Source organism: Clostridiales bacterium, from assembly GCA_018333995.1.
Taxonomy (GTDB): Bacteria; Actinomycetota; Coriobacteriia; order Anaerosomatales; family SLCP01; genus JAGXSG01.
In genome coordinates, this window is sequence record JAGXSG010000033.1 from 22980 (window position 1) to 31820 (window position 8841).

Consider the following 8841-nt stretch of genomic DNA (forward strand, 5'->3'; position numbering starts at 1 on the left):
GGTTACACGGGTGTAGGCAGGATAGGCCGGTTGAACCGTTCCAGCAACTCGTCCGCCGTTGCGGCAAGCACCCACTCCTTGAACGCGCGGAACTCCGCGATCTCCTCAAGACCCTCAGCGTAGCGCACTGACGCGGAGAGTTCGACGTGCGGCGGGTCCGGAACCAGCGTAAGGCGCCGATACGGACCTCGGCCCTCAGCGTCGAGCAGTCCGAGCTCTCTGAACACCCCGATACCGGTTGACACGCCCCGCTCGTTCATCGACGACCCGCGCCTTCGCGAGCACACGCTCTGCGCGAGGTCGGCGTTTGCCGCCTCGAAGCCGTCTCCGTGCGCGGCGCTCGCTTCCTTGAGCACCGCGTACAAAGACGCGAGGTCATCGCGCGCGGGCGCGACACTCGTGAGAACGACTTCGTTTACGCGCGCGTCGCGCGGTCCGAAAAGCAGGTGGACGCGAGCGACGGCGCCGTCGCGGCCCGCCCGGCCGCACATCTGGTTGAACTCGATATCGTTGAAGGGAAGGTGGTAGAGGACGACGTGGCGCACGTCGGGGATGTTGACACCCTCACCAAACGCGCTCGTGGCGATCACGCAGCACACCTCGCCCGCGCGAAACGCCCGTTCGACCGCGTGGCGCGCTGAACGGGCGAGTCCGCCGTTGTAAAACGCCGTTCCCATCGCGATAGACGGGATCCGCTTTCTTAGCATCCGGGCAAGCTTGACCGAGTGCTCCCTGGAGTTCACGTACACGATCATTTTCTCGCCGCGCGACGCGAGCGCCGCAAGATAGCCGTCTTTGTTGGCCGAACCTCTCTCGTCAACAACCGCCAGGTTCTCGCGCACCGTGGGGTCAGTGACGACGGTCTCGATACCCAGGCCAGCGCAAATCGCCGCGGCGGTCGCTTCTCCGGCCGTGGCTGTCACCGCGAGGACCGCTGGCGATCCGAGCGACTCGAATACCTCTCCGAGGCGCGTGTACGCCGGCCGGTGTCCCGCGCGTGCGGTTCCCGCGTGGTGGGCCTCGTCAACGACCGCGAACCGCACCCGCCCAGCCGCGGCAAAGCGATCCGCATGGTGAACGAGGAACTCAGGTGTGGTGAGCACGACGTCCAGAGCGCCGGAGCGCAGCGCGGCGAAGCCTTCGTCTCGCGCGGTCGGCGACGATTCACCGGTAAGCGTCGCCACCTGAACGCCCAGGCCGGCCATGACTTCCTCGAGGTGGAAAGCCTGATCGGCTACGAGCGCACGGAGGGGGAAGACAAAGACGGACGCTCCGCCTCCCGCAAGAGCCGTACGCGCGGCGTGAATGTGGAAGATGAGCGACTTGCCGCGCCCGGTAGCCATGATGGTGAGACATCTGCGGCCCGCCGCGAGTTCGGCGAGAGCGGATACTTGCGCGTCATGGAGCAAACCCTCGCCGATGAACGCCCGGACTAACTCTGCGTCGAGCGCGGCCGGGTCGAGCGCCGCGAGCGCGGCGCGGCGCTCCGCGATGCTGGACGCATCAGCGCGCAACGGCTCAGAGCCGCGCCGCGTGACGAGCACGTTCACTCCCCGAGAGCGGTCCTCGGCAAGCCCTGTGATATCGGTGATCTCGACGTCGTGCTCCACCCCCGCGTCGATAACCGGTGCGAGCACCGCCGCGAGACGCCGATTGAAAAACCCGATCTGAGCGCCTCGCGGCTCATGCAGCGCGATGGCGTTGGAGTCGTGTGGATTGTCCGGCTGCCGCACGATGCGCAGCGGCGTGCCAGCCTTGAGTGCACCGATAACCTCTTGGCGCCCTTCGAACGTCACGCCCACAAGCTTGGTGTGGAATGCGTCCGCCTCCGCGATACCCGTGTACTCCTCGCGCACGAGTATCTCGTCGGCCCGTGCGAAGAGATCCTCGACCAGCTCGGCTGCGGGAGCGTCCATTGGGGCTTGATGTACCGAGATGTCGCGGACGAGCATCTGTACGCGCGTCTGGCCACGCCACTCGTTTGCCTGCAGCTCATAGGCAACGTCAACGGCCGTGTCACAGAGCGCGATCTCGGCGATCGCCTCACAACGAAACGCGATCGCCTGAACAGCGTCGGCACCGTCGTACGCGGTGAATCGCAAGTGCTCCGATGACCTGCCCACGCGCTCACGGGATGACATGAACACCCCCGCCGAGATGAACTTCGGCCGAGGATTGGCATGGCCAAACGGTGCGAGCGTCTCCACCTCGGCTACCAGTTCGAGTCCGATATCGCCCAGTGGGAGCAGTGCGTCGACCGGCTCAATAACCGTGAGTAGCTCGGGTGGCGCCGTGGCGATATGCGAGGAGAGACGCGCGCGCAGTTCATCGACCAGGGAGGCAGGCAAGGTGATTCCAACAGCCGCCGAGTGCCCGCCGAACCTCTCAAGAAGATCCGAGGCCGATGAGACCGCTTCGAACAGATCGAACCCGCCTACGGAGCGCCCAGAACCGTGCGCGACACCATCGCGAACGCTGAAGACCAACGCGGGCACCCCATAACGCCGAGCGAGCCGGGAGGCGACGATTCCGCGCACACCGTCGTGCCAGCCCTCGCCGGCAACGAGGAGCACACGGTCCGCAGGGTCGTACGTGCGCTCCGCGATCGCGATCGCGGCCTCGCTCAAGTCTCGTTCTGTGGCTTGACGGGTGCGATTCAAATCATCGAGAGTTCGCGCGAGTTCCTCGGCACGGCAAGGATCATCTGTGGTGAGCAGCTCAAGAGCGATGTGCGGATCGGCCATCCTGCCCGCCGCGTTTAGGCGCGGCAGCATCTGGAACGCGAGCTCATCCGAGCCGATTCGAGTGATATCGCACCCGGAGACTACAGCGAGCGCCGCCAATCCAGCACGTGGGGCCCGGCGCATACGCTCGAGCCCGTGCGCCACGAGGGCGCGGTTCTCGCCCAAAAGCGGAACGATATCGGCGACGGTGCCAAGCGTCGCCAAGTCAGTAAGGTCGCGCCAGACTCCCTCAAAACCGAGCAGCTCACCCGCGGCTTGTACGAGCTTGAGCGCAACGCCGGCTCCCGCGAGGCAAAAAGCCGGATGCCCCGGCTCAAGCTTGGGATTCGCGACCGGGATACCAACGGGCACTTGAGCGTCCGGCTCGTGGTGGTCGGTCACCACGACATCGATGCCCCTTGCCTGCAACGCCGCCACCTCGGCGGCAGATGAGATGCCGCAATCGACGGTCACGACAAGCTGCGGAGCAAGCTCAGCAAGACGCTCGATGCTCGCCTCGGTGAGGCCATAGCCTTCCGTGAAACGATCCGGTACCGTGGCCCTGACCTGAGCTCCCATCGCGGCCAAGCCTCGCTGAGCGAGTGCCGCCGATGACATGCCGTCAGCGTCGAAGTCGCCAAACACGACGATGCGCTCCCCAGCTTTGACCGCACTCGCGACCCGGGAGGCCGCCGCCGCCATGCCAGGAAGGCATGCGCCGGGCGACCAGTCGCGATCGAGAGAAGGAGTCAGGAAGCGCTCAGCGGATCCGGGTTCATCGACACCGCGGATCACCAGCAATCGCGCAAGCACTGGCGAGATGCCTAGGGCGTCGACAAGGTGTGCCACGCGATCATCCGCCGCCGAGGCGAGCGGCCACGGCAGGGGACGCGACACTGTCGCGGTGTAAGGTGGCGGACTCATCATCGGTATCCTACCAGGAGGGGCCGACACGTAAGCGCCGGCCCCTCCGCGTCGATCATGCGCACCGGCTACGCCGCCACGCCATACTTCTTGGCAAGCGCCTGGAACTTGGGTTCATGTTCCTTCCAGAGCACGTAGAGCGGAGTGGCCACCGCTATCGAAGAATACGCGCCGATGAACACTCCCACCACGAGCGCGAACGCGAACCCGCCGAGCGTCTCGCCGCCAAAAATCAGGAGCATCAGAGGCGGCATCATCGACGTCACTGAGGTGTTGACTGAGCGCGCGAACACCTGGTTGAGCGAGTGGTTTGCCATCTTCGTGAACGTCGTCCGCGTGAGACCTTTCGCGTTCTCCTTGATGCGGTGGAACACGACTATCGTGTCGTATAGCGAGTAACCCATGATCGTGAGCAACGCCGCGATAGTGCTGGGAGCCACTTCGCGACCTACGAGCGCGTAGATCCCGAGTACCAGCAGCATGTCGTGAGCGAGCGTGAACACGGCGGTGAGCGACATCTTGTACTCGTAGCGAAGCGCGACGTAAAGCAGAATCGCCGCGATTGAGACGATGAGCGCGAGCAGTGCCGAGCGGGTGATGTTGCGTCCCCATCCAGGCCCGATCGTGCTCACGTTCCCGTCCGCCTCGGAAATCCCGAGCGTCGCCGCAACGTCGCGGAACACCGCATTGGCCACATCCGGATCGTCTTGTGCCATGCGAACCATGTATCCGCCGTTCTCGGCGGTCTGAACCTGGACCTCGGCCTCGCCGGCCTCGGCAAAGGCGGCGCGCACCTCTCCGATCTCGACGCCCTCCGTACGATTCAAGTTGACGACGGTTCCTCCCTGGAACTCAATCCCGAACGTCAGCCCCCGCACCGCGAGCGCACCTGCGCTCACCAGAACGAGAACAACACTGATCGCGAGGAATACCCTGCGAAGACCGAGGAAATCGAACTCACGCGCGAGCATCGGCATCACCTCCCCTCACACCAAAGAACCACGGCGCCTTGGGAATGATCTTCTCGGCCATGAGGATGATTAGCGAACGGGACCAAAACACCATGGTGAAGATGTCAATCGCGAGTCCGATCATGAGCGTGAGCGCGAATCCGCGCACCGGACCGATCGCGAAGGTATAAAGCATGAGCGCTGAGACAAACGTCACGAGGTCGGCGTCGAGACTGGTGCCGATCGCGTGACGCGTGCCATGACGAGCCGCTGATCTGTACGTACGACCCTCGCGCACCTCTTCCTTAAACCGTTCGATCATGAGGATCTCGGAGTCTGCGGCAAGTCCGATCGTGAGCACGATGCCCGCGATACCGGGAAGAGAGAGCGCGAACCATCCCAGGTTGGACAGGAGCGAGAGCACTCCGAGGAAGATTGATCCGAAAATTGAGAGAGCGAACCAGCTGAGGACGCCCATCCCGCGATAGTAAACCGCCATGTACGCCGCGACGAGCCCGAGGCCCAGGAGCGCGGCGAAGACACCGCGATCGAGCGCGTCTTGCCCCAGCGTGGGGCCTACCACGCGCGATTCGGAGAATTCGAGCGCCACCGGGAGCGCGCCGGTCTCCAGCACGGTCTTGAGCCTGCGCGCCTCTTCGGGAGTGAAGCCTCCGGTAATCGATGTCTGCCCGCCGGTGATCCGGTCGCGCACGACGGGCGCTGACTCGACATTGCCGTCAAGCACGATCGCGATCTGCTTGCCGATGCGCGCACCCGTGATCTCCGCCCACCTCGCGGCGCCCTCATCGTTGAAGGTAACGTTGACCTCAAGCTCAGCGGGGTTCTGAGGGTTCGCCCCGATAGCGGCCGAGGTGACGACGTCTCCCGTCAGCAGCACCTCCCCCAATATGACCTCCCCGGTCTCATCGATGCCCAGGACGTCACGTATCTCCAGCAGGCCGGTCGAACCGAGCGCTTCCAGCGCCTCCTGCGCGTTCCCGATCCCAGGCAGTTGCACCAGGATCGAATCTGCTCCCTGCCTTTGGATCGAGACCTCAGAGGCACCGAGACGGTCAACACGGTTGCGTACGATGAGCTCTGCCCGATCCATGACCTCGTTCGTGACGGCGGTCTCGGGTGTCTCTTGCGCCGTGAGGATGACGGACAAGCCACCCTGAATGTCGAGTCCCTGGTTGATCTTCTCGCCAGGTGGCCAGAACTGCCACCACGAAAAGCCCACCAAGGCGATTACGATCGCCATGGCGGCTACGATACGTTGCTTCGGCTCCATTCTCTTGCCTTCCCCATTTCTTCAGAAGATCAGGTCTCGTCGCGGTGTCTTCACCGCAATCTCGCGGATGCTCGCTCCGCGAACCTACTCGGAAGTCGAGCCCTCGTCCGCTTGAGTCAAGTCAGGATCGAGTTTACGGCCCACCGCCCCGCGATCAAAGAAGAGGGTCACCCCGTCAGCCACCTCGAGGGTGACCGTCTCATCGTTGAGCGCCGTTATCGTCGCGCGCATCCCGCCCACAGTCACGATTCGGTCTCCCACTTCGAGCGATGCGAGCAGTTCGCGAACGCGCTTGGCGTTGCGCATCTGCGGCCTGATGATCAGCAGATAGAATGCGGCCACCAGCACTGCTAGATAGATAAGACCGCCTGTGTCGCCCATCAAGCACCTCCGTCGCGCGCGATTACGTCAGGCGACCGTCCACGGACATCCGCCACAAGCGGTAATCATATCATCATGAACGTTCGCGGGGGCGGCGACATCACGACGATTCAGAAGTCGTCAGCGCCCGGTCCGGCCATCCAATCAGCGAGCATCGAGCCAAAGCGTCCGGCCTTGATAGCCTCGCGCGCACGCGCGGTCAGATCGAGCAGAAACGCGAGATTGTGTATCGACAGCAGGATGGGCCCGAGCATCTCCCTCATCATGACGAGGTGGCGCAGGTACGCGCGCGTATATCCGGTGCATGTCGGGCACGCGCACGCTGGATCGAGCGGACCGAGGTCTCGGGCGTACCGCGCGTTTTTAAGGTTCATCCGGCCCTCAGACGACAGCGCGGTCCCCGTACGTGCGGTGCGCGTGGGGAGCACGCAATCGAACATGTCGACACCAAGCGCTATCGCCTGGAGGACTGACGTTGGAGTCCCGACCCCCATGAGATAGCGCGGCCGATCAACCGGGAGCCCGGCGGCAACCGGACCGAGGCTCTCAAGCATCGAATCGTGCGGCTCTCCCACCGAGTAGCCTCCGATACCATACCCGGGAAAACCGATCTCAATGAGACGCTCAACGCTCTCGGCCCGCAATCGCGGAAAGAGCCCTCCCTGCACGATCCCAAAGAGCGCTTGGTCCTCACGTCCGTGAGCAGCCTTGCATCGCGCGGCCCACTCGGCAGAGCGTCTGACCGCTGTAGCCACCAGCCGCTCCTCGGCAGGATACGGAGGACACTGATCGAGCTGCATGATGATGTCGGCCCCGAGCGCCTCTTGCACGGCGATGTTGTCCTCGGGGGTCCAATAGTGCCACGCGCCGTCGACGATGCTGCGGAATCGCACTCCGTCGTCTGTGAGCGAGAGCGTATCGGCGAGCGAGAAAATCTGAAACCCGCCAGAATCGGTCAGAATCGGTCTGTCCCAGTTCATGAACGCGTGCAAACCTCCGGCGTGAGCAACGAGTTCGTGTCCGGGGCGCAAGAAGAGGTGATAGGCGTTGGCGAGGACTACCTGGGTGCCTATCGAGCCGAGCTGTAAGGGAGTGACGCCCTTCACGCTCGCCCGTGTGCCAACAGGCATGAACACGGGGGTCTCGATCGAGCCGTGCGGCGTGACGAGCGTCGCCCGGCGCGCGGACGTGCCGGGATCAGTCGCACGCACTGTGAACTCGAATGGTCGCATTTGAGCGATTCTAGCAGTCCCGCCCGTGCGCTATGCTTGCCGATGTGAACCCGGCCGCCGCCGGGTCCGTCTGAAGGGTGGATGGATGAAGACGGTGTCACGCTCAGAGGAGGAGGCGCTCGTGGCCGCCGCCGCCGCGGGAGACCAGTCGGCTTTCGAGGTGATCGTTCGTTCGCACGCCGACGCGGTCTACGCGCACGCGCTACGCTTTTTTGGAGACCAGCATACGGCCGAGGACGTGGTCCAGGAGGTGTTCCTCAAGATGTACCGCTCGCTTGCCAACTTCGACGGCAGGTCAGCGCTGTCCACGTGGCTCTACCGGGTCACCCGTAACGCCTGCCTCGACATGCTCCGCGCCGGACGTCACCGCGCTGTCCCCGTTGACCCGGTCGGCCTGTCACTCATATCCACCGAGGATACCGCCGCAACCGCTATCACTCACGTTGCGCTCGAACGCGCGATTCGAGCCATCCCGCAAGAAGACCGCGACGCGCTCGGTGCTGTGACCCTCTTCGGCTTGTCCTACCGGGAAGCGGCCGATGTCCTCGGCATCCCCGAAGGTACCGTCAAGTCACGCGTGTTTAGGGCCCGTCGCGCCCTCGCTGTCACGTTAGGGCCGAACGGAGGTGTGTCGTGAGGACGTTGTGTTCAGAGGTCCAGGAGGTCATCTCGGCTGCCCACGACGGCCAGGTCGCCGATCACGAAACTCTTGCGGCGGCCAAAGCTCACTGCCTGACGTGCGCCGAGTGCACGACGTTCGCCGCGTTCCTCCGCACGGCACGTGAGGTGCCCGCTCCTGCGGCTCCAGACGCCGCGGTGGCACGCGTGCTGTCCGCTGTTGCCGTCGAAGCCGATGCCGTTCGCGCTCTTGTCCCGTCGGCGACACCCGCCGACTCACCCGTCATCGAGACCGCGGTCGTGGAGGATATCTCCGCCTCGCGAAAGGAGACGCGAGCGGAAGACAACAGCCCTCACCTGCGCGTGAGACTCCCACGCACGGGAACCGAGTGGCGGACAGCGGCGCCATGGCTCGCTACCGCCGCGGTGCTCGTCGTGGGCGGCGTCCTTGTCACCGCGCAGGGCGTCGACTTCCTCATGAGAGGAGCATCCGGCGACACCGCGTTCGTCGCGGACCCAGGCGCCGAGATGTTGACCGCGCCGGATCTCTCCGCCGAATCAGCGACCGAGGGCCGTTCCATTGAGTCCCAAGTTCCAGAAGACGCCGGCGTTCCCACCCCGTACTCGACGAGCGCCACTCTCTCGACGTCCTTCGTCGCCTTCAACGGATTCGCATACCGGCTTGCCGGCGAGGAAGGCGCGCCCGCCGGTCCTTCGGCGGG

General features: G+C 64.4%; 7 protein-coding genes. 2 read left to right on the plus strand and 5 right to left on the minus strand.

All coding sequences use genetic code 11. The features are described 5' to 3' along the window. Nucleotides 1–2: 2 nt before the first annotated feature. The 5 genes from recJ to tgt form a co-directional block, all read right to left on the minus strand. Nucleotides 3–3647, minus strand: coding sequence for a single-stranded-DNA-specific exonuclease RecJ (gene recJ / locus KGZ40_09560; GenBank protein ID MBS3957753.1), 3645 nt, complete (start codon nt 3645–3647; stop codon nt 3–5). 68 nt (nt 3648–3715) lie between these two features. After that, nucleotides 3716–4618 carry a protein translocase subunit SecF gene (secF, locus tag KGZ40_09565; GenBank protein ID MBS3957754.1) on the minus strand — a complete coding sequence of 301 codons (903 nt, stop codon included), beginning with the start codon at nt 4616–4618 and terminating at the stop codon, nt 3716–3718. Continuing rightward, a complete protein-coding gene (secD, locus tag KGZ40_09570) occupies nt 4605–5888 on the minus strand; it encodes a protein translocase subunit SecD (protein MBS3957755.1) in 1284 nt (427 codons plus the stop codon). Before secD ends, secF begins: the two co-directional genes overlap by 14 nt. An 84-nt stretch (nt 5889–5972) precedes the next feature. Next, the gene (gene yajC / locus KGZ40_09575) at nt 5973–6269 is read right to left on the minus strand and encodes a preprotein translocase subunit YajC (GenBank protein MBS3957756.1); all 297 of its coding nucleotides are present in this window, start codon (nt 6267–6269) and stop codon (nt 5973–5975) included. A gap of 110 nt (nt 6270–6379) precedes the next feature. Continuing rightward, a complete protein-coding gene (gene tgt / locus KGZ40_09580) occupies nt 6380–7501 on the minus strand; it encodes a tRNA guanosine(34) transglycosylase Tgt (GenBank protein ID MBS3957757.1) in 1122 nt (373 codons plus the stop codon). Nucleotides 7502–7586: 85 nt separating this feature from the next. Here tgt and KGZ40_09585 point away from each other — a divergent pair, with 85 nt between their 5' ends. Both KGZ40_09585 and KGZ40_09590 read left to right on the plus strand, forming a co-directional pair. Beyond that, nucleotides 7587–8138 carry an RNA polymerase sigma factor gene (locus tag KGZ40_09585; GenBank protein ID MBS3957758.1) on the plus strand — a complete coding sequence of 184 codons (552 nt, stop codon included), beginning with the start codon at nt 7587–7589 and terminating at the stop codon, nt 8136–8138. Beyond that, a partial coding sequence (locus KGZ40_09590; GenBank protein MBS3957759.1) for a hypothetical protein occupies nt 8135–8841 on the plus strand: 707 nt, incomplete at its 3' end. The genes KGZ40_09585 and KGZ40_09590, both read left to right, overlap by 4 nt.

What these genes read in the sequence shown, in the direction of transcription:
- secD (MBS3957755.1), bottom strand. Translation starts at nt 5,888, where the DNA reads ATGGAGCCGAAGCAACGTATCGTAGCCGCCATGGCGATCGTAATCGCC.
- secF (MBS3957754.1), bottom strand. Translation starts at nt 4,618, where the DNA reads ATGCTCGCGCGTGAGTTCGATTTCCTCGGTCTTCGCAGGGTATTCCTC.
- recJ (MBS3957753.1), bottom strand. Translation starts at nt 3,647, where the DNA reads ATGAGTCCGCCACCTTACACCGCGACAGTGTCGCGTCCCCTGCCGTGG.
- tgt (MBS3957757.1), bottom strand. Translation starts at nt 7,501, where the DNA reads ATGCGACCATTCGAGTTCACAGTGCGTGCGACTGATCCCGGCACGTCC.
- KGZ40_09585 (MBS3957758.1), top strand. Translation starts at nt 7,587, where the DNA reads ATGAAGACGGTGTCACGCTCAGAGGAGGAGGCGCTCGTGGCCGCCGCC.
- yajC (MBS3957756.1), bottom strand. Translation starts at nt 6,269, where the DNA reads ATGGGCGACACAGGCGGTCTTATCTATCTAGCAGTGCTGGTGGCCGCA.